Annotated in this window: 15 protein-coding genes; 8 read left to right on the top strand and 7 right to left on the bottom strand. The window is 70.3% G+C overall.

All coding sequences use genetic code 11. The features are described from left to right. Nucleotides 1-250: 250 nt before the first annotated feature. Nucleotides 251-754: a 30S ribosomal protein S9 gene (gene rpsI, locus ACYVLP_RS26970; RefSeq protein ID WP_460630342.1), complete on the bottom strand. Its 504-nt coding sequence runs from the start codon at nt 752-754 to the stop codon at nt 251-253. Between the two features lie 34 nt (nt 755-788). After that, on the bottom strand, nt 789-1,232 hold the full coding sequence (rplM, locus tag ACYVLP_RS26975; protein WP_452269235.1) for a 50S ribosomal protein L13: 444 nt from the start codon (nt 1,230-1,232) through the stop codon (nt 789-791). 281 nt (nt 1,233-1,513) lie between these two features. Here rplM and ACYVLP_RS26980 point away from each other — a divergent pair, with 281 nt between their 5' ends. Together ACYVLP_RS26980 and ACYVLP_RS26985 are read left to right on the top strand one after the other, a co-directional pair. Continuing rightward, nucleotides 1,514-2,161: a winged helix-turn-helix domain-containing protein gene (locus ACYVLP_RS26980; RefSeq protein WP_460630343.1), complete on the top strand. Its 648-nt coding sequence runs from the start codon at nt 1,514-1,516 to the stop codon at nt 2,159-2,161. Beyond that, complete coding sequence (locus ACYVLP_RS26985) at nt 2,158-3,507, top strand: MFS transporter (protein ID WP_460630344.1); 1,350 nt, start codon at nt 2,158-2,160, stop codon at nt 3,505-3,507. Before ACYVLP_RS26980 ends, ACYVLP_RS26985 begins: the two co-directional genes overlap by 4 nt. Nucleotides 3,508-3,695: 188 nt before the next feature. Here ACYVLP_RS26985 and ACYVLP_RS26990 read toward each other — a convergent pair whose 3' ends face one another. Beyond that, nucleotides 3,696-4,637 carry an aldo/keto reductase gene (locus ACYVLP_RS26990; protein ID WP_460630374.1) on the bottom strand — a complete coding sequence of 314 codons (942 nt, stop codon included), beginning with the start codon at nt 4,635-4,637 and terminating at the stop codon, nt 3,696-3,698. 313 nt (nt 4,638-4,950) lie between these two features. Here ACYVLP_RS26990 and ACYVLP_RS26995 point away from each other — a divergent pair, with 313 nt between their 5' ends. The 5 genes from ACYVLP_RS26995 (at nt 4,951) to ACYVLP_RS27015 (ending at nt 11,165) form a co-directional block, all read left to right on the top strand. Then, nucleotides 4,951-5,961: a LacI family DNA-binding transcriptional regulator gene (locus tag ACYVLP_RS26995; protein ID WP_460630345.1), complete on the top strand. Its 1,011-nt coding sequence runs from the start codon at nt 4,951-4,953 to the stop codon at nt 5,959-5,961. 63 nt (nt 5,962-6,024) lie between these two features. Next, entirely contained in the window at nt 6,025-7,746 is a 1,722-nt protein-coding gene (locus ACYVLP_RS27000) for a glycoside hydrolase family 13 protein (RefSeq protein ID WP_460630346.1), read from the top strand. A gap of 92 nt (nt 7,747-7,838) precedes the next feature. Further along, nucleotides 7,839-9,218 carry an ABC transporter substrate-binding protein gene (locus ACYVLP_RS27005; protein ID WP_460630347.1) on the top strand — a complete coding sequence of 460 codons (1,380 nt, stop codon included), beginning with the start codon at nt 7,839-7,841 and terminating at the stop codon, nt 9,216-9,218. A 34-nt stretch (nt 9,219-9,252) separates the two neighbouring features. Next, nucleotides 9,253-10,170: a carbohydrate ABC transporter permease gene (locus ACYVLP_RS27010; RefSeq protein ID WP_460630348.1), complete on the top strand. Its 918-nt coding sequence runs from the start codon at nt 9,253-9,255 to the stop codon at nt 10,168-10,170. Then, complete coding sequence (locus ACYVLP_RS27015; protein ID WP_460630349.1) at nt 10,167-11,165, top strand: carbohydrate ABC transporter permease; 999 nt, start codon at nt 10,167-10,169, stop codon at nt 11,163-11,165. Before ACYVLP_RS27010 ends, ACYVLP_RS27015 begins: the two co-directional genes overlap by 4 nt. Nucleotides 11,166-11,263: 98 nt before the next feature. Here ACYVLP_RS27015 and pulA read toward each other — a convergent pair whose 3' ends face one another. Continuing rightward, nucleotides 11,264-17,107 carry a pullulanase-type alpha-1,6-glucosidase gene (pulA, locus tag ACYVLP_RS27020; protein ID WP_460630350.1) on the bottom strand — a complete coding sequence of 1,948 codons (5,844 nt, stop codon included), beginning with the start codon at nt 17,105-17,107 and terminating at the stop codon, nt 11,264-11,266. Nucleotides 17,108-17,333: 226 nt separating this feature from the next. After that, nucleotides 17,334-18,428 (bottom strand): MerR family transcriptional regulator, encoded by a 1,095-nt coding sequence (locus ACYVLP_RS27025; protein ID WP_460630351.1) that lies wholly within the window; start codon nt 18,426-18,428, stop codon nt 17,334-17,336. A 152-nt stretch (nt 18,429-18,580) separates the two neighbouring features. Here ACYVLP_RS27025 and ACYVLP_RS27030 point away from each other — a divergent pair, with 152 nt between their 5' ends. Beyond that, the gene (locus ACYVLP_RS27030) at nt 18,581-18,862 is read left to right on the top strand and encodes a WhiB family transcriptional regulator (RefSeq protein ID WP_452269225.1); all 282 of its coding nucleotides are present in this window, start codon (nt 18,581-18,583) and stop codon (nt 18,860-18,862) included. An 82-nt stretch (nt 18,863-18,944) separates the two neighbouring features. Here the strand turns inward: ACYVLP_RS27030 and ACYVLP_RS27035 are convergent, their stop codons facing one another. Then, nucleotides 18,945-19,526, bottom strand: coding sequence for a YbaK/EbsC family protein (locus tag ACYVLP_RS27035; RefSeq protein WP_460630352.1), 582 nt, complete (start codon nt 19,524-19,526; stop codon nt 18,945-18,947). 60 nt (nt 19,527-19,586) lie between these two features. Then, nucleotides 19,587-20,642 carry an NAD(P)H-dependent flavin oxidoreductase gene (locus tag ACYVLP_RS27040; RefSeq protein ID WP_460630353.1) on the bottom strand — a complete coding sequence of 352 codons (1,056 nt, stop codon included), beginning with the start codon at nt 20,640-20,642 and terminating at the stop codon, nt 19,587-19,589. Nucleotides 20,643-20,647: the final 5 nt, after the last annotated feature.

Below are 20,647 nucleotides of genomic sequence, written 5' to 3' on the forward strand. Positions count from 1 at the left end.
AGCCTTTCTGCCTGGCACCGGCGCGTGGGAGGGAGCGCGTGCCGTCGAGGAGAACTTACTCCAGCAAAGCCGAAAGGCCCCGAGGCACTCGGGGCCTTTCGAGCGGGAGCACACCGGGCAGCATACGGACAAAAGCGTCGTATGCGGCTGGTGCGCGCTGGTCGGCTGGAGCCGAGCGACGATGCTCGGCGCCAGCCGAAGCATCAGCGGTTGTGGAGCCAAGCGATGATGCTCGGCGCCAGCCGAAGCATCAGCGCTTGGAATACTGGGGAGCCTTGCGGGCCTTCTTGAGACCGGCCTTCTTGCGCTCCGGGACGCGGGGGTCACGGGTGAGGAAGCCGGCCTTCTTGAGGGCGGGGCGGTTGAGCTCGGTGTCAACCTCGTTGAGCGAGCGGGCGACGCCGAGGCGGACCGCGCCGGCCTGGCCGGAGGGGCCGCCGCCGTGCACGCGCACGAGGACGTCGTAGGAGCCCTCGAGCTCGAGGATCGTCAGCGGCTCGCGGACGATCTGCTGGTGCACCTTGTTCGGGAAGTAGTCCTCGAGGGTGCGGCCGTTGATCTTCCACTCGCCGTTGCCCGGGACGATCCGGACGCGGGCGATGGCCTGCTTGCGGCGGCCGGTCGCCGAGCCCGGGGTCGAGACCTGGCGCGCGCGCTTGGCCTCGCCCGAGGCGGACGCGTCGGACTCGGAGGTGTACTCGGTCAGCTCCGGCTCGTCGGTGTCGAGGACGTCTTCGTTGATGATGTCAGTCACGTGTCAATTCGCTTTCTACGCAGGCCGCAGGGGCTTACTGCGCGACCTGGGAGATCTCGAAGGGGACGGGCTTCTGGGCGGCGTGCGGGTGCTCGGCGCCGCGGTAGACCTTGAGCTTGGAGAGCTGCTGGCGGGCCAGCGAGTTCTTCGGGAGCATGCCGCGGACGGCCTTCTCGATGGCCTTCTCCGGGCTCTTCGCGAGCAGCTCGGTGTAGGAGGTCGCGCGCAGGCCGCCCGGGAAGCCCGAGTGGCGGTACGCCTTCTTCTGCTCGGCCTTGGCGCCGGTCAGGGCGACCTTGTCGGCGTTGATGATGATGACGAAGTCACCGGTGTCGACGTGCGGCGCGAACTGCGGCTTGTGCTTGCCGCGGAGCAGGACCGCAGCCTGGCTGGCGAGCCGGCCGAGCACGACGTCGGTCGCGTCGATGACGTGCCACGTGCGAGTGACCTCGCCTGGCTTCGGGGTGTACGTGCGCAATGGAGTCTGCCTTCGTTGCTGTGGTTTGAGCTGCGGTATGCCGTGTGGCCGGGCCCGCGCCGACGTCCGCGTCGCTCCCGGCCCATGGTCAGGGCGAGGCGGGCGGCTGGGCGCTCGATGCCGGTACGGCGCAACAGGGACCAAGTTTACGGGGATGCGAGCCGTGGCCCAAATCGCGGCAAGGTGGCCGCAAAACCCGCTCTGACCTGCACGGACCATCGTACACACTTTTCGTGCATAACTCTTGTGCAAACAGACTGTGCAAAGGTAGTATGCACACTATGGCTGCACAGGACCCACCCAACCACCCGTCAGCAGGCGCCCCCAGCGGCCCCGCTACCCCGGGCGACGACAACGTCTGGCTCACCGCCGAGAGCGTGCGGGTGCTCGCCCACCCGCTCCGGTCCAGGCTCCTCGGGGCGCTGCGTCGCGGTGGTCCCGCCACCGCGACCGACCTGGCCGCCGAGCTCGGGACCAACTCCGGCGCGACGAGCTACCACCTGCGCAAGCTCGAGTCGGTCGGCCTGGTCCGTGACACGGGCGAGGGCGAGGGCAAGCGGCGGCTGTGGCGGGCCGCGTCGGAGTACACCGCCTGGAACCCCAGCGACTTCGCGGGCGACGAGGACGCGGAGACCGCGCTCAACTGGCTGACCCGCGACTATGCCCGGCACTTCAGCGAGCAGTACGACAAGTGGCTCGACGTCTCGACGACCTGGCCGACCTCCTGGCAGGACGTGTGCGGTTCCAACGACGGCGCCGTCCTGGTCACGGCAGAGGCCCTGGGTCAGATGCAGGACGAGATGTGGGAGCTCATCCAGAAGTACCGGCGAGTCGGGCAGGGCAACCCGCAGGCCCGCCGGATCGCGGTCTACGCCTTCGCCTTCCCGATCGACCTCGACCGCCCGCCCACAGGAGGTAGTGCCCGATGAACACCGCACGTTCCGATGTCCTGTCACCGACCGCCGCCCGGCGGGTCTTCCTCACTCTCACCTTCACCCGCTGGTTCCCGGTCGGCCTCGTCGTGGGGCTGCTCACGCTCTGGCAGCTCGAGCGCGGGCTCACCGTCGCCCAGGCCATGACCGTCACCTCGGCAGCCGGGCTCGTGGTCTTCGCGCTCGAGCTGCCGACGAGCGGCTTTGCCGACGCGTTCGGGCGCCGGCCGGTCTTCGTCGTCTCCGCGGTCGTCAACGTCCTGGCCAGCACCGTCCTGCTGCTCGCTCACTCGTTCTGGGCGTTCCTCGCGTCCGCACTGCTCATGGGCGTCTTCCGGGCACTCGACTCCGGGCCGCTCGAGGCGTGGTTCGTCGACACCGTCCACGCGACGACGCCGGACGCTGACGTGGACGGTGCTCTCGCTGCTCAGGGGACGATCGTCGGCGGCGGCATCGCGGCCGGGGCGCTGCTGTCCGGTGCGCTCATCTGGTGGCACCCGTTCACCGGGGCCTCGGCGCTGGTCCTGCCGATTGCCGTGTTCGTCCTGCTCAACGTGCTGCACCTCGTCGCGGTGCTCACGCTCCTCCGCGAGCCGCGCACGGCGGAGCACGTCGACCGGTCGGGAGCCCGCCGCGCGCTGGCCTCGGCGAAGGACGCGCCGGTCGTCGTCCGCGACGGGCTCGGCCAGCTGCGGACCAACGCAGCGCTGCGCGGCATCGTGACCGTCGAGATCTTCTGGTCGGTCGCGATGATCGTCTTCGAGACGTTCCAGCCGATCCGCCTCGCCGAGCTCGTGGGAGGCGAGGAGCGCGCGGGCGCCATCATGGGGCCGGTTGCGGCGGCCGGGTGGGCGGTGTTCGCGGTCGGTGCGGCACTCTCCGGCTGGTCGAGCCGCCGGGTCGGCGTCGCCCGCACCGCGATCCTGGCCCGGGTCCTCAACGGGCTCGGCGCGGTGGTCATGGGACTCGTGGCCGGGCCGGCAGCGCTCATCGCGGCCTACGGCGTCACCTACCTGCTGCACGGCTCGGCGGGGCCCGCCCACGCGACGCTGCTCCACCGGGAGGCCCACGCGCGCAACCGCGCCACCGTGCTCTCGATGAACTCGATGGTCGCCTCGGTCGCGTTCGGCGTCGCCGCTCCCCTGCTCGGTCTGCTTGCCGAGAGCACGAGCACCCAGATCGCGATGGTCGCGGCCGGAGCGTTCAGCATCGGCGGAGCCTGGTTCTACCGAGCGGCCCTGCGGGCCGAGCGAGCGCGCGGCACAGCGCCCGCCCCAGACGTGCAGCCCGAGCAGGCGCCCGATGGCCCCGTCGAGCAGACCGCCGACGTCAGGATCGCCTGAACCAGCGCAATCCGGCGCACTGCTCTGTGACGGAGCGCTCACTCGACCGTCCCGTGACGGAGCGCCCACTCGACCGTCCCGTGACGGAGCGCCCACTCGACCGTTGAGTGGCCGATGCGTCACATCCGTGGCGTCCGCCCCCCACGCCAACCCGCGGCGTCGAGTGGGCGCTCCGTCACAGGCGTGTGTCAGGCGGAGGGGTTCGTGGCGTCGTCGAGGTCGGCCAGGTCGTCCGCGGTCGGCTCCCACAGCCCCGCGCGGACGTTGTCGAGCACCTGCTCGGGCCGGGTCGCGCCGGCGATGACCGACGCAACGGCCGGCTGGGCGGCGAGCCCGCCGATCGCGACGTCCACCAGCGGGAGGTCGCGCTGAGCGGCATACGCCTCGAGGCGCTCGATCGTGTCCCAGTCGGCCGCGGCGAGCCGGTCGGCCATGCCGGCCAGGCGCGTGCCCTGGGGCGCTGCCTCCCCGCGGCGGTACTTGCCGGTGAGCAGGCCCGACGCGAGCGGGAAGAACGGCAGGAGCCCGACGCCGACGTGCTCGCACGCCGGGACGAGCTCGTCCTCCACGTCGCGCTCCAGCAGGGAGTACTCGTTCTGTGCCGACACGAACCGCGTCGTGCCGCTGGCCCGAGCGGTCCAGTCGGCGTCGACGACCTGCCAGCCGCTGAAGTTGCTGCTGCCGACGTAGCGCACCTTGCCCTCGCGCACGAGCTCGTCGAGCGCGGCGAGCGTCTCGTCGATCGGCGTGACCGGATCGGGCCGGTGCAGCTGGTAGAGGTCGATCCAGTCAGTGCCAAGTCGGCGCAGGCTCGCCTCGACGGCTGTTCGGATGTAGCGGCGCGACCCCCGCACACCCCAGTCGGGCCCGTTGACCCCCTGCATGTCCATGCCGAACTTCGTCGCCACGACGACGTTCTGCCGCTCGGGCCCGAGGGCGAGCCCCAGCATCTCCTCGCTCGCGCCGAGGCCGTAGATGTCGGCGGTGTCGAACAGGGTCACGCCGGAGTCGAGCGCCTGCCGCACGACCGCAGTCGTGCCCTCCTGGTCGATCCGGCGGCCGAAGTTGTTGCAGCCGAGGCCGACCGTCGAGACGGTGAGGCCACTGTCGCCGAGCTGCCGGTACGTCATGTCGGAAGTCGTCACGTCCCCAACGTAATCCGACCCCCGTATGCCGCGTGGCCGGGTTCCACGATCGCGCCCGGTTCGCGACGTCTGTGACGCAGCGGCCACTCGACAGGTGGGGCTCGGCCAGGGTGGGAAGACGCGGCCGCTCGACACGTTGGGGGGTGGGCCACGGTGGGAGGAAGCGGCCACTCGACGGGAGGGCGCCGTGACGATTTCACCTCGAGAGGCCCCGTCGTGACACCAGGTACAACCGATGTCGAGTTTTTGCGTGAGTCTTGCATTCCCTTTGCCTCCGCTTGCCGCTAGATTCAGGCTCGTGACACGACGACTGGCCGAAGTGGCCGCACGAGCAGGGGTCAGCGAGGCCACCGTCAGCCGGGTGCTCAACGGCAAGCCAGGCGTCTCCGACGAGACCCGCTCGACGGTGCTCACGGCCCTCGACGTCCTGGGCTACGAGCGGCCGTCCAAGCTGCGTGGCGAGCGGGCCCGTCTCGTCGGCCTCGTCCTGCCCGAGCTGCAGAACCCGATCTTCCCCGCGCTGGCCGATGTCCTCGGGTCGGGCCTTGCGCAGCACGGCCTCACCCCGGTGCTGTGCACGCAGACGATCGGCGGCGTCACCGAGTCCGACTACATCGACCTGCTCCTCGAGCAGCAGCAGGTCGCCGGCATCGTGTTCGCCGGCGGGCTGTACAGCCAGGCCGATGCCGACCACTCCCACTACGAGCGGCTGATCCGCCGCAACCTGCCCGTCGTGACCATCAACGCGTCCATCGACACGCTCCCCTTCGCCCGTGTCGTGTGCGATGACGGCATCGCGATGGAGCAGGCCTGGGCGCACGCAGTATCATTGGGACACAGGCGAATTGGTCTCGTCATGGGGCCAGACGACCACCTCCCGTCCAACCGGAAGATCGAGACCGCGCGCATCGTCTCGGCCAGGTCCGGCAGCCCCGTCGAGGACGAGCTCGTGGCCCACAGCGACTACTCCCAGCAGAGTGGTCAGGCCGCGGCCACGCGGCTGCTCGGCAAGGGCGCCACCGCCCTGATCTGCGCCAGCGACCCGATCGCCCTCGGCGCCATCCGCGCGGTCCGCCGGGCTCACCTCGACGTCCCGACGGACGTGTCGGTCATCGGCTACGACGACTCCGCCTTCATGGGCTCGGTCGACCCGCCCCTGACGACTGTGCGCCAGCCCATCGAGGCGATGGGCCGAGCCGCTGTCGCGGCTCTCGTGGCCCAGATCGGCGGCGCCGACGCGGTGTCCGACGAGCTGCTGTTCGAGCCCGAGCTCGTCGTCCGCCGGTCGACCGGTCCCTGCCGGGCCTGATCGCGCAAGTCGCGAAAATAACTTTCATCTGTCAAGTTCTTGCGGCGCTCTGTTCGCTTCTCTATGGTCGCTGTCGTCGGGCAACTGCCTGGCACGAACTCGACGACGAGGCGGGCCCAACACGTGAGCACCAGTCAGCTGCACCGACCGACCGAAGCCATCGCGTCGTCGGCCGACTGGTGGCGGGGTGCCGCGATCTACCAGGTCTACCCACGCAGCTTCTCCGACGGCAACGGCGACGGCACCGGTGACCTGGCGGGCGTGCGCGGGCGGCTGCCCTATCTTCGCGACCTCGGCATCGACGCGATCTGGTTCACGCCGTGGTACCCCTCCCCCATGGCCGATGGCGGCTACGACGTCGCCGACTACCGCGACATCGACCCGCTGTTCGGTGACCTCGCCGAGGCCGAGGCCCTGATCAGCGACGCGCTCGGCTACGGCATCCGCACCATCATCGACGTCGTCCCGAACCACGTGTCCTCCGCGCACCGATGGTTCCGGGCCGCCATCGCAGCCGGGCCCGGATCCTCCGAGCGCGAGCGGTTCTGGTTCCGCGACGGCCGCGGTCCCGGTGGCGACGAGCCGCCGAACAACTGGGTCTCGGAGTTCGGCGGCGTGCCCTGGTCACGCCTGGTCGCCGCCGACGGAACGCCCGAGCAGTGGTACCTGCACCTGTTCGCCTCCGGCCAGCCCGACCTCAACTGGGAGCACCCGGACGTCCGGCAGGAGCACGAAGAGGTGCTGCGGTTCTGGTTCGACCGGGGCGTCTCGGGGATCCGCATCGACTCGGCCGCCCTGGTGTCCAAGGACTCCGGACTCACCGACGTCGCCGACGGCATCGCCCCGGGCACCCACCCCTACACCGACCGGGACGAGCTGCAGGACATCTACCGCAGCTGGCGCACCATCGCCGAGTCGTACGGACCGGACCGGGCCCTCATCGGCGAGATCTGGCTGCCGGACGTGGAGCGCTTCACGCGGTACCTCCGCCCCGGGGTGCTCCACACCGCCTTCAACTTCGAGTTCATGGCCGCTCCGTGGGACGCGGCCCGGCTCCGGGACTCGATCGACCGGACCGTCTCGGCCCACGCACAGGTCGGGGCACCTCCGACGTGGGTCCTGTCGAACCACGACGTGACCAGACCAGTGACCCGCTACGGCCGCGCCGACACCGCATTCTCCTTCGACACCAAGCGGTTCGGCACCACCACCGACCTCGACCTCGGGCGCCGCCGGGCCCGGGCGGCCGTGCTTCTCGCGATGGCTCTTCCCGGCGCCTACTACCTCTACCAAGGCGACGAGCTCGGCCTGCCCGAGGTCGAGGACATCCCCCTCGAGCTGCTCCAGGACCCGATGCACTTCAGGTCCGGCGGGGTGGACCCGGGCCGCGACGGCTGCCGCGTGCCCCTGCCGTGGTCAGGCACGAGGCCGCCCTACGGCTTCAGCCCCGACGAGGTCACCACCTGGCTTCCCCAGCCGGAGACCTGGGCCGAGCTCACCGTCCAGGCGCAGTCGTCAGACCCAGCCTCGATGCTCTCCCTCCACCGCCGAGCGCTGCTCGTCCGCCGGACCCATCCCGACCTCGGTGACGGGCCGATGGAGTGGCTCGCTTCGGCACCCGACGTCCTCGCCTTCCGCCGCGGTTCCGACTTCGCCTGCGTCGTCAACCTCTCCGGTCAGGCTGTCGACCTGCCGCCTTACGCCGCCCTGTGGCTGGCGAGCGCACCCCTCGAGGACGGGCGCCTGCCCACTGACGCCACCGCCTGGCTCCGCCTCGCCCACTGAACGACACGAACCGGCATACCCAAGCACATCACGAAAACCGTTCGGCACCAGCACGATTCACCCAGCAACACCAGCGCAAGGGAGCGTTAGAAATGAACTCAGCACGATTCCGGGGCCTGGCGGCCGTCATCGCCATGGCGTCGGTGACCGCCGTCGCCGCGTGCAGCTCGTCGAACGGGTCATCGGACTCGTCCTCAGGGGGCCACACGGTGACGATCAGGGTCGAGGGTTGGCGGCCGGGCGACAAGCAGCCGACCATCGACGCCGTCAAGGCGCAGGCCGCGGCCTTCAACAAGGCCAACCCCGGGATCGTCGTCGAGCCGGTCGAGTGGGAGTGGAAGGCCGAGACCTTCGCCGCCCAGCTCGCCGGCAACCAGCTGCCGACGACCTTCCGGGTGCCGTTCACCGACACCAAGGGTCTCGCCGAGCGCAAGCAGATCGCCGACATCACCGACCTCGTCAACAAGCTGCCCTACGCGAGCACGTTCAACCCGAGCGTCCTCGCCGCGGCCAAGGGGCCGGACGGCCGGATCTACGGCATCCCCACCGAGGCCTACGGCGTCGGGCTCCACTACAACCGGGACCTGTTCAAGCAGGCCGGGCTCGACCCCGACAAGCCGCCGACGACGTGGGACGAGGTGCGTGCGGACGCCAAGCAGATCGCCGACAAGACCGGGCAGGCCGGCTACGTCCAGATGACCAAGGACAACACCGGCGGCTGGATGCTCACGACCCTCACGTACAGCCAGGGCGGCCGCATGGAGCAGGCGTCCGGTGAGCAGGTCACCGCGACGGTGAACAACCCGGGCACCAAGGCCGGCCTGGAGCTGCTCAAGGCGATGAAGTGGCAGGACAAGTCGATGGGCAACAACACCGTCTTCGACTGGGGCTCCATCAACACGGCGTTCGCCGCCGGCAAGGTCGGCATGTACATGAGTGGCTCCGACGTGTACAACGCGCTCGTGACCACGAACCAGATCAAGCCCGAGATGTACGGCCTCGCGGCGCTGCCGCTGGTGACGAGCCCGGACGCCGGCATCCTCGGTGGTGGCTCGGTGGCCGCCGTCAACGCCAAGGCGAGCGCCGCCGAGCAGCAGGCAGCGGTCAAGTGGAACGACTTCTACCGGATGCGCAAGCTGGTCGACGAGCAGGCGGCCGTCGCGGACGCGAAGGTGCTCTCCGACGCCAAGCAGCCGATCGGCACGCCCAGCCTGCCGATCTTCGACAAGGCCACGTGGGAGGAGTCGCGCACCTGGATCAAGGACTACATCAACGTCCCGGAGGCACAGATGACGTCGTTCACCGACAACGTCTTCGACCAGAACCTCATCGCCGAGCCCGCCTCGCAGACCCAGGCCCTCTACGCCTTGCTCGACTCGGTCGTGCAGAAGGTCCTCACCGACCAGAACGCCGATGTCGACGCGCTGCTCGCCTCGGCCAACGAGCAGGCCACGAAGCTGCTCTCCAAGTGAGCCGACCGCTCACTCCCCCAACCGAGCTCACCTCATGAGCGATGTGACCACACAGCCCAGCGCCGGACGCCGCGCCCCGCGGCGCCCGGCGCTGGGCGGACTCGTCTTCCTGCTGCCGATGCTCCTCGTGTTCGGCCTGTTCTCCTGGTTCCCGATCATCCGGTCGTTCGTCATGAGCCTGCAGGAGACCAACCTCGTCGAGCCGGCGACCTGGGTCGGGCTGGACAACGTCAGGGCCGTCCTCGAGGACCCGCTCCTGCCGGTCGCCCTCAAGAACACGGCATACTTCGCGCTGCTGGCGCTCGTGATCGGCTACCCCGTCCCGCTCTTGCTCGCGGTGGTCATGAGTGACCTGCGGCGCGCACGGGGCCTGTATGCCGTGCTCGCCTACCTCCCGGTCGTCATCCCACCGGCTGTTGCGGTGCTGCTGTGGCGAGTGTTCTACGACGCGAGCCCGACCGGGGTCTTCAACACGATCCTGGGCTGGTTCGGTCTGGGGCCGGTCCAGTGGCTCGAGTCGACCTCGATGGTGATGCCGTCGCTCGTCATCGAGGCGACCTGGGCGGCAGCCGGCGCCACCGTGATCATCTACCTCGCGGCCCTCGTCTCCGTGCCGCCGGAGCTCTACGACGCTGCGGAGGTCGACGGGGCGGGCGTGTGGCGCAAGGTGTGGCACGTGACGATGCCGCACGTTCGCGGAGTCATGCTCATCACGCTGATCCTGCAGATCATCGGCACGACGCAGGTCTTCCTGGAGCCATACCTGTTCACCGACGGCGGGCCGGACAACGCCTCGCTCACGGTGCTGCTGCTCGTCTACCGGTATGCGTTCGGCAACACCACCGGCGGCGCCTACGGTGAGGCAACTGCCTTGTCCCTCATGCTCGCCGCGTTCCTCGCCATCCTCTCCGCGGTCTACTTCCGCCTGACCCGGTCGTGGAGCTCGTCATGACGACTGCCACCCAGCTACCCGCGCCCACCTCTGAGCCAGCGCCGGATGACCCCGAAGGTGCCGCCGCGGGCGACAGGGGCCGGCGAGTCCGCCGGCACCGTCGCCGGCGGCAGAGCGAGGCCGAGACGCGCGGCATCACCTCCACCCAGGAACGCCGCCAGCCCCGCACGCGCACCCTCCGGGGCGCCGTCAACGTCGGGCTGCTGGCCTTCCTCGTCGTGGCAGCGCTCGGCCCGATCCTGTGGCTCGCGAAGTCGGCTGTGACACCGACCCAGGACACGCTTCGTCAGCCGCTTGCCTTGTGGCCCAACGGAATCGATCTCGAGAACCTTTCGACGGCCTGGAACGAGCTCCACCTCGACACGTACTTCGTCAACACGGTCATCATCGCCGTCGGCTCCTGGCTGGTGCAGATGGTCGTCGCAACGACTGCGGGGTACGCGCTGTCGGTGCTCCGGCCGCCCGGCCACCGGATCGTGTATGCCGCCGTGCTCGCGACGATGTTCGTCCCCGCGGTCGTGCTGCTTGTCCCGCTCTACCTGACGATCCTCGACATCCCGTTCGCGCACGTGTCGCTGGTGAACACCTGGTGGGGTGTGATCCTGCCGGCCGGCGCGAGCGCGTTCAACGTGGCTGTCGTCAAACGCTTCTTCGACAACCTTCCCCGGGAGATCATCGAGGCCGCGCGTGTCGACGGGGCGGGGGACTACCGGCTGTTCTGGAACATCGTGCTGCCGATGTCGAAGCCGGTTCTCGGGGTCGTCTCGGTCTTCGCGATCCTCGCGGCCTGGAAGGACTTCATCTGGCCCCTTATCGTGCTGCCCGACCCGAGCAAGCAGCCCCTGTCGGTTCGCCTGCCGGCGATCTCGGGATCGACCGAGCTCGACGTCTTCCTCGCCGCACTGCTGATCAGCTCGGCCGTGCCGATCGTGTTCTTCCTGCTCTTCCAGCGCGCGTTCCTCGGCGGCGGGCTCGACGGCGCCGTCAAGGGCTGATCCCCCGCTACCGCAACACACCGAGCAGTCGCAAACCTCTGCCGGTTATTACCGTCAGGGTTCGCGACTGCTCGGTGTGTTGCTGGGTCGGGCGACGCTCAGCTGGGCTGGACGAAGACAGCGACCGTCCGGGCCGGCACGGAGAACGTCGAGGTCGAGGCGTCGTATGCCGCCTGCTTGACGACACTGTCGGCCCCGGTGGCCTGGACCGGGCTCAGCTGCACCGTTCCAGCCAGTCCGGGGACCTTCTGCGACACGGCATCCGGTGATGCGTTGAACACCACGACGAGACCGCGCAGCGCCGGGTCGGCGTCGCTGCCCACCGTGTCGTCGATGCGCATCACGATGACACCGCGCTTGGCCTCGGCCGTGCCGGACACCGGGAAGCTGACCTTGGCGTTGATCGCGGCCGCGGTCCCGAGGCGGAAGAGCGGCGTGCTGAACCGGAGCCGCAGCAGGTCCTGCGCCATGGCCGAGGCCGTCTGGACGTCGGTCGCCGCCGGCTTGAGGGCCGGGTTCGCCAGCAGCGGCTTCATGAAGGTCCACTTGGACTCGTTCGACCCGGCCGGCGGCAGGCCGTGGCCGAAGCCGTTGTCCGCGCCGGTCCAGTCGAGGCGGTTGAACCAGTCACCGCTGTCGTAGGAGTTCCGGTCGAGCGACTTGCTGCGGAGCAGGTCAGCGCCCGCGTGCCAGAACGACGGGGTCTGCGCGAGGGCCGTCGTCGCGAGCGACAGCGTGTTCATCCGCACGCGGTCACGCATCGACGTGGCTACCGGCAGCTTGTACGTCAGCGAGTCGAAGAGCGTCTCGTTGTCGTGGGCGTCGACGTACGTCACCACCTCGTCCGGCTGGTCGGCATACCCGGCCGGTGAGCCGTTGTAGTCGACCTGGGTGCCGTTGACCACGTTCCCGCTCGCCTGGCTCCGGAACGAGAACGAGCGCAGGTTTCCGGCGAGCCCGAGCTGCACGAGGTCGGTGTCGTGAGCCAGGCCGGCAACAGCGTCGCCGTTGGTCGCAGCACCGTTCGGGTCGGTCGCCTCGCCGGAGCCGAAGCCCTGCTTGCGCGGGTCGTCGTCGAACGGCCCGCCGCCGCGCACCGCGTCGCGGAGCCGGTCGGAGAAGGTGCCGATGCCGGTGCCGCCGAGCTGGCCCTGGGTGGCCTGCTCGAACAACGCGTTGCCGGCCACCTCGCCGAAGTTCCAGCCCTCGCCGTAGAGGTAGATCGACGCGCCGTCGACCCCGTCCCGCGCCAGGGTCAGCCGGTTGAGGGCGTTCCGGATGGCGAGCATGTTGTCCCGGCTGGCGTGCCCCATGAGGTCGAAGCGGAAGCCGTCGACCTTGTAGTTGCGGGCCCACGAGACGACGGAGTCGACCATCATCTTCTGCGCCATCGCGTGCTCGGTCGCGATGTTCTGGCAGCAGGTCGAGGTCTCGACCGCACCAGTCGCGTTGAGCCGGTGGTAGTAGCCGGGCACGACCTGGTCGAGCACCGACTTGTCGTCCTCGCCGGACGCGGCGGTGTGGTTGAACACCTGGTCGAGCACGACGCGCAGGCCGTCCTGGTGCAGGGCGCCGACCATCGTCCGGAACTCGGCGACTCGCGTGCCGCCGTCGGCCGCCTCGGCCGTCGATGCGAAGGAGCCGTCGGGCACCGACCAGTGGTAGGGGTCGTAGCCCCAGTTGAAGGCGTCCTTGCTCGCGACCGCGCCGACGCACTTCTGCTGCTCCTGGCTGTCGGGCGCGTACGACGCGAGGTCGCACGCCGGCTGCTCCTGCTTGGCCGGGTCCTCCTCGATCGAGGCGATGTCGAAGCTGGGCAGCAGGTGGACGGTGTTGAGCCCGGCTGCGGCCAGAGCCTTGAGGTGCGATCTGCCGTCGCCGTTCTGGGCGAAGGCGAGATAGCTGCCGCGCAGGCTCGCCGGCACCTTCGCATCGGACATCGAGTAGTCGCGGATCTGCAGCTCGTAGATGGTCGAGTCCACGCCACGGGCGAGCTTGGGCGACGGCGTGGCCTTCCAGGTCGACGGCATGTATGCCGGGTCCTTGAGGTCGACGGCCACCGACCTGGTCGAGTTCAGCGTCAGCGCAACGGAGCTCGGGTCGGTGACGCGGTTCGTCTCCACCTTGCGGGTGGTCGGTGCCCACACCTTCACCTCGTAGAGGTAGCGATCCCCCTTCGCCGAGGACCCGAGCGTCGCGGACCACGATCCGTCGCTGCCCCGGGTCATGGCCGTGCGGGTCGCAGCGGACACGGGCGCGTTCGCGGCCGCATCCTTCGGCCAGGTCAGCAGGGACACCGACTGCGCGGTCGGCGCCCAGAGCGAGAACCCGACGCCACCCGAGCCGAAGGTCACACCGTACGAGCGGGAGCCCGCCGACGCGGCATACATCGTGTCGAGCGCGATCGCGGTCTGTGCCCCGGTGGCGTCGAGCAGCTTGCCGGTGGGGTCGTACATCCCGACGGCGACCTGGCCCTTGAGGATCTCGGCCATGGAGGGCTTGGTGCTCTGGTCGAGCCGCAGCGCGAGGGCGCCCTTGAGCTCCGGGTGCGCCGCGAGCAGCGCGGCCGGCAGGCCCTTCGGGTCGCGCACGAGGCTCACGACCGAGCCGCCCGTGACCGCCTCGGCGTCGAGGCCGAGCCCGCCGGTGGGCGACCAGTGCAGGCGCCAGCTCAGCGTCGCCGGGTCGACGCCGGCCGGGAGCGCGCTCGCCGGCCAGGCCACGAGGTCGGGACCGACGATGAACGCCTTGGCCTTGGTCAGGTCGGGCGTGGCTCCGGCGCGCGACGTCTTGACCGATATCTGGTGGGTCGACAGGACGTAGGTGATGGTGGTGACCACACCCGCGCCGGGCACCGAGAAGGCGACGTTCGGGCCGTCCTTCGCGCCACCAGCGCCGTAGTTCTCGGTCCACGAGAGCTTGTGGGCGATCTTGAACTCGTAGCTGCCGGCCGGGATCTCGCCGGACCACGTGTACGTGCCGTCGCCGTCGGGGTCCTGCAGCCAGGACCGCATGCAGTCGGGCGACCAGTCTCCCGGACAGCCGATCTCGCTCTGGAAGCTGCCCGGAGCCGTGATGATCGGGTCCTGTGCATCGCTGGTGACCCAGTGCGTGCGGTGGTCGTAGTAGAACTTCGTCTCGGTGCCGGGGTTCTTGTAGGCGATGTTGCCGCCGCCGCGCACGGCTCCGGCCCCGTAGTTCTCGTCCCAGCTCTTGTTGATCGCGGCCTTGTACTCGTAGTCGCCGGCCGGGATCGTGACGGCGCCCTTCCAGATGTCGTCCTTGGGATCGCGGGTCAGCTGCGCCTGGGCGCAGTCCGGCTGCCAGTCGCCGGGGCAGCCCATCTCGGAGTTGTGGCTGCCCGGGATCGAGACCGCGTCCGGCTGGACGACGGGCCCGGTGCCCCCGCCACCGCCGCCGCCACCGGCGGCCTGGGCGTCGCCGACCACACCGTAGGTCGAGGTCGCGGAGATCCGGCCCTCGATGTCCTTGGCCAGCATCCGGTACTCGACGAGCGTGCCCTTGGCCAGGCCCGTGACGTCCTGGAACACGCGGTACGGCGCGTTGTCATCGGTGCCGATCGACGTCCACGCCGTCGTGCCGACGGGGCGGTAGAGGAAGGTCACCTCCGCGAACGCGTTGCCCGGGACGGCTGCGCCGATCTCCGCGCGGCCGCCGACCGTCGCGCCCGCTGACGGGGACACCGGGTAGACGGTGGTCGCCGACTCAGGGGCGTGGAAGGCTGTCTTGCCCTTGAACACCACGACGGACAGTGGGGGGACGGTCACCGTGACCCGCCCTGCCTTGTCGGAGATCACGCCGTCGGCCGCGCCGTAGAGGCGCTGGAAGGTCGTCTGCGGCGAGTAGGTCGAGAACGTCGCGCTCTTCTCGGTCGTCGCGTTGTTTGCCACGACGAGGTACTCGCGGTGGGCAGCCTTGTCGATCCGGCTCATCGCGTAGATGCCGGCCGAGTCGGATGCGTAGCGGTGGATCTGCGCACCGTCGGCGAGCGCCGGGTTGGCGGCGCGCAGGGCGGCGAGGTCCTTGATCTCCTGGTAGAGAGGGACGTTCGTCGAGTAGTGCGAGCTCGTGCCGGCCCGCTCGGTGCTGCCGATGATGTCGTCGTCCTTGTAGATCGGCGTCTGCGTGCCGAACATGTCCTGGCGAGCGCGCTTGTCACCGATGTCGGTCGACGGCCCCGTGAAGCCCTGCTCGTCGCCGTAGTAGACGACGGGGTTGCCGCGCGAGAGGTACATCAGCGACGTGGCGAGCTCGGTGCGGGACAGCAGGTCGGCGCGCTGTGCCTGGTCCTTCCGGTCGTATGCCGCCGGCTTGAGCATCGCGCCGATGCGGCCCATGTCGTGGTTGCCGAGGAACGTCGTCAGCTCGTAGGCGTTGGAGTCGAGGTCGGTGTAGTAGTCGTCGCCCTCGAAGAGGTCGCGGACGCCGGTCGTCTCCTTGCCCTGGGCGAAGCGGAGTGCCGCGTTCTGGAAGCCGAAGTCGAGGGCCGACGGCAGCTTGCCGGTCGTCGTGAACTGGCTGACGTACGCGGGGTTGCTGTCGTAGACCTCACCGAACATGAAGAAGTCCGGCCGCCCGATCTCCTTGGCGTGGTTCAGGATTCGCGGTGCGAACGACTGCCAGAACTCCATGTTGACGTGCTTGACCGTGTCGATGCGGAAGCCGTCGATGCCGAAGTCGACCCACTGCGCGTAGATGTCGCCCATGCCCTTGGCGACGTCGGGACGCTCGGTGAACAGGTCGTCGAGCCCGACGAAGTCGCCATAGGTCGCGGACTCACCAGCGAAGGTGGAGTCGCCGCGGTTGTGGTACATCGTGGGGTCGTTGAGCCACGCCGGGACCTTGACCGTCTTGTCCGCCTCGGTGCGGAAGACCGGCTTGTACGGGAAGGACGTCGCGGCGTCGAGCTCCGGGAAGCAGGTCGGCGGCACCTGTCCGGCCGTGCACGTCGGCTTGCCCGCGACGGCGGCGTCGTCGAAGACCTTGCCGTCCTTGTCCTTGTAGGGGCTCGCCTCCTTGGTCACGTAGCCGTGGTTGCCGCCCTCGTAGTCGACGACGTCCGCGGTGTGGTTCGTGATGATGTCGAAGTAGACCTTCATGCCCTTGGCGTGCGCGGCGGCGATGAGGTCCTTCATGTCCGCGTTGGTGCCCAGGTGCGGGTCGATCTGGGTGAAGTCCGTGATCCAGTAGCCGTGGTAGCCGGCGCTGGCGTCCGAGCCGGATCCCTGGACCGGGCGGTTCTTGAAGGACGGGGTGAGCCAGATCGCCGTCGTGCCAAGGCCCTTGATGTAGTCCAGGCGCTGGGTGATGCCCTTGAGGTCGCCGCCGTGGTAGAAGCCCTCGTCCGTCGGGTCGAAGCCGGTCTCGAGCCGGCCTCCTGTGAGCCCGCCCGTGTCGTTGCTGGTGTCGCCGTTCGCGAACCGGTCGGCCATGACGAAGTAGAAGCGCTCACGCGTCGAGAGGTTGCGCAGCGAGTCGCCGGCCAGCGCGGCGTCCGCGTCGGTCGCCGGCCCGGACAGGGTCGCCGGCGCGACCGTGATCAGGTGGCTCTTGTCGTCGTACGAGAAGCGGAGCTTCGCAGGCCCCTGCAGGACGAGCGGGAGGTTGGGCCCGTTCTTGACGCCGTCCGCGCCGTAGTTCTCGTCCCACGAGTGGTTGATGGCCACCTTCAGCTCGAACTTGCCTGCGGGCAGGTCGAACTCGCGGACGTATGCCGTCGAGCCGGGTTGCGGGGTCAGCTCCGTCGCCGCGCAGTCGGGCTGCCAGTCGCCGGGGCAGCCCAGCTCGTCCTGGAGCGAGCCGACGAGGGTGGCGGTCCGCGGGTCTGCCGCCCGGGCCGTGGTTCCGGTGAGCGGCACCACGAGTCCGGCGAGGACCAGGGCCGAGATGCTGACTGCGGACAGTGCCGGACGTCGGCGCATGCGCACTCCTTCGTGCGTGACAAGGGGGGTGGTGCCGCGTCGCGCCGATGTGGCGGAGTGGCGAGTGCGGCCACGGGGAACCTAGCGCCCGAATCGCCCCGGACGGAAGAGGTTTCCTGCAACTTTTTGCAATCGGGGCGGATTTCTTGCGGCGGGCTCGGCGGTGGAGCCTGCAAGACGCTTTCACAGCCCCGCAGACCCGGCCTCTCACCGACGCGAGAGGGTCTTACTCGGCCTTCGGAAGCAGCGCGGCCACGGCCGACGAGAGGTCGGCCACCCGGCATACGTCTGCGGTCCGTCGATCCTCGACACCGGCCGGCCATCCCGGCCCACCGACGACCACGCGCGTCGGCTCGGCGACGTCGTCGAGCAGGTCCCAGAACGGCTCGGACGCGTCCCGCGCCATGGACGCCCAGAGGAAGACCGCCCGCGCTCGGGTGCGACGCGCGGTCTCGACGACCGAGCGCCCGGGCACGCGTGGACCGAGGTGGATGGCAGAGACGCCCAGCCGGGCCAGCTCGGCCTCGAGCGCAAGCAGGGGTAGGTGGTGCTGCTCGTCATCGGCAGACACGAGCAGGACGGGCGGTCCCGCCGGGTCGACCCGGTGCGCGCGAGCGACCGCACGGAGCTCGGCCTGGAGCACGTCGCTGGCCAGATGCTCGCTCTCGACTCCGAGCCGGCCCGCGGCCCACTGCTCACCGATCCGGCGCAAGGACGGGGCCAGCACGTCGCTCCAGGCGTGCTCGAAGTCGAGCCGCCGGAGCGCAGCGCGGTAAAGGTGGACGAGGCTGAGCGGGTCGAGCGCCGCCGCCGCGGACACGATGCTCTCCACCGCTTCCGCATCGACCACCCCGAGCTCGGCCGATGCGTGATCGGCCGACGCGTGCTCCTCGAGCCCGGCACGCGCGGCGCCGGCGGTAGGCCCACTGGCTTCGCCTGCAGCCGCCCTGAGCATCTCGGTCGCGGGTGCGCGGAGCCGGGCGACCACCGCGCGGTCGTCCATGCCCGCGATCGCGTCGGCGGCCGCCCGGGCGGGCACTCCTTGGGCGGTGAGGCGGGCCATCAGCCGCACCCGGAGCACGTCGGTCGGGCCATACCTGCGGTGGCCGCCGCCGGTGCGGCGGGTCGGGCCGAGGCCGTACCGGCGCTCCCAGGACCGCAGCGTCGAGGTCGACACGCCCACCTGGTCGGCCACGGTGCCGACGGGCCAGCTGAGCAGGACCGTGCTGTCGTCGGCCGGGGGCGGCAGCAGGCCCGCCGCGTCCCCCGGGTCGGTGACGCCGGAGGCGGCTCGGTCGGGCGACGGGTGGTCGTCGGTCATCTGGGCTGGTCGGAGCCTTGCTCGTCGGGGTTCGGCACGTCTCCAGCATAAACTTGTGCATTGATCTTGTGCAACGCACGAGTTGTGCGTAAGTTCGAAGAACACCATCGACCGCGGACGTCGGACCGGCGTCCACCGACTGTGGAGGACCCATGACCGTCACGCGACTCCCCCGGCCCGTCCACTCCTCCTACGCCTGGCAGGAGGAAGGCCTCTGCCGCGGGAAGGACGCCGAGCAGTTCTTCACCGACGACCCCGAGATCGGCCAGGTCGCGCGGCGTCGCCAGACCGAGGCGGCCAAGGCGATCTGCGCCTCGTGCCCGGTCGCACGCGAGTGCCTCGACCACGCCATGCGGGTGCCCGAGCCGTTCGGCATCTGGGGCGGCACGACCGCAGCCGAGCGCGCCCGGTTGCTCTGGGACGTCGCCGGCTGACCCGACGCTCCGACAGGCCGACCACCCTGCCGTCGAGCGGTCACGTCGATCCTGACCTGGCGTGTCGAGGTGACCGCTCGACTCAGCTGGGGCGGGCCAAGGGGCGAGACGGGTCGTCCGGCGGTTCCTCGCTCACGTCGATCGCGAGGTCGAGGACCTCGGCGTTCGGCAGCTCGGCGAGCGAGGCGCCGTCGAGGAGCAGCTTGGCGCGGCGCAGCCCCGCGCCGATGACGACATCGCCCGCAGCCGCCACGCCACGGTCGACGAGGATGGGCCAGTCGTCCGGCAGACCTACCGGCGTGATGCCGCCCTGCTGCATCCCGGTCAGCGCCTCAGCCTTGGCCTGGTCGGCGAACGAGATCTTGCGGGCGCCGAGGTACCGCCGCACCACGCGGTTGATGTCGGCGCGGTCCGTCGCGAGGATCATCACCGCCGCCAGCGTCGTCGTCTCGCCCCGCCGGGCCTCGACGACGACGCAGTTCGCCGAGGCCTCGGGCGCGACGTCATAGGCCGCGCAGAAGGCGGCTGTGTCGGCGAGGGTCTCGTCGATCTCGGCCACCCGCGCCCGCGGAACGAGCGGCAGCGCGTCGGCGACGGGCGGTGCGACGAGGTCCGGCCGGTCCGAGGCATCGACCCAGGTCAGGTTTCCAACGGCTGAGGGCATGTGCACACGCTAGGCGAACGCCGCACCGAAAGGGTCACACGGACGCGAGTCGCGGCCGGGTCAGACCGCCGCGGCGAGCTCGGCGACGACGGTCGAGGCCGGCACGGACCGGGCGGACTGCCAGGCTGTGCCCGCCCAGAGTGCGAGCAGGTCCGGCCGCTCTGCCTGCGCGGACGCGCGCCGCAGCGGCACCGTCAGATGGTGCACCTCCGGGTACGCCGCGGGCGCGTGGCCGTCGTGGGATCGGATGAAGTCGGTCTCGAGGCCCCGGGCGAGCCGACCGGAGTAGGCGCGGGTCACCGCGGTGCGGTCGTATGCCGGGTCGCCCAGGGCGCGCCGGTACGCCAGGCCGGTGCCGGCCTCGGGGGTCAGCAGCAGCGCGGTGCCGACCTGCACGGCGTCGGCTCCGGCCTCACGGACCTGCCGCGCCCGCTCGGCGGTCCCGATCCCGCCGCCCGCGACGATCGGCAGGTCGGTCAGGTGCCGCACCCCCGCCACCAGCTCGAGCAGGTCCGTCTCGTCGGGGACCTTGTTCTCATCGAGCGTGCCGCGATGGCCACCACCGTCGGCCCCCTGGACGCACAGCGCGTCGACGCCGACCTCGATGGCGGCCGCCGCCTCGTCGAGGTCCGTCACCGTGGCCACCGTCTCGATGCCGGCTCGCTGCAGGGCCCCGATGACGGCGCGCCCGGGCAGCCCGAAGGTGAACGACACGACCGGGACCCGTTCTCGCAGCACGAGGTCGACCTTGCGGTCCCAGTCGTCGGTGTCGCCGGGACGTGGTTCGCCCGGCCGCACGCCGAAGACGGCGCCATCGCCCTCGAGCCTCTCCCGGTATGCCGTCACCGCGGCCGCGCGGTCCGCGCGGTCGAGCGAGGGTGGCGTGGCGGCATACGTGTTGGCGGAGGCGGGGACGAAGAGGTTGACGCCGAACGGTCGCGAGGTCGCGTCCCAGACGTCGGCGATCCGCGTGGCGAGCTGCTCGGCGGTGAGATAGCCGGCCGCGAGGAACCCCAGACCGCCGGCGTCGCCGACGGCCGCGACGAGCTCGGGGGTCGTCGGTCCCCCGGCCATGGGCGCGCCGACGACGCCCGTGTCGAGCGCGCGCAGCAGCATGGCTC

It is taken from the genome of Intrasporangium mesophilum, assembly GCF_054783095.1.